The 560-nt window shown below is 52.1% G+C and carries 1 rRNA gene; it reads left to right on the top strand.

Features of this window, described 5'->3' with window-relative positions:
- Positions 1 to 560 (top strand): 23S ribosomal RNA (locus ACXAC4_RS26540); the annotation flags it as partial.

Below are 560 nucleotides of genomic sequence, written 5' to 3'. Positions count from 1 at the left end.
AATAGCTCACTAGTCGAGTCGGCCTGCGCGGAAGATGTAACGGGGCTAAACATACCACCGAAGCTACGGCTGCATACTTTGTATGCGGGGTAGGGGAGCGTTCTGTAAGCGGCTGAAGGTGTGCCGGGAGGCATGCTGGACGTATCAGAAGTGCGAATGCTGACATGAGTAACGATAATGCGGGTGAAAAACCCGCACGCCGGAAGACCAAGGGTTCCTATCCCATGTTAATCAGGGTAGGGTAAGTCGACCCCTAAGGCGAGGCTGAAGAGCGTAGTCGATGGGAAACGGGTTAATATTCCCGTACTTGGAATAATTGCGATGGGGGGACGGAGCAGGCTAATCAAGCATGGCGTTGGTTGTCCATGTGAAAGGCTGTAGGCTGGTGACTTAGGAAAATCCGGGTCGCTAAGGCTGAGAGTCGAGACGAGCTACTACGGTAGTGAAGTTGATGATGCCCTACTTCCAGGAAAAGCCTCTAAGCTTCAGATTATTTCGAATCGTACCCCAAACCGACACAGGTGGTCAGGTAGAGAATACTAAGGCGCTTGAGAGAACTC

The sequence above is a fragment of the Pseudoalteromonas sp. AWM4_233 genome, assembly GCF_056158285.1.
The sequence above is the reverse complement of the archived record's forward strand: the minus strand, read 5'-3'. Positions and strand labels throughout refer to the sequence as shown.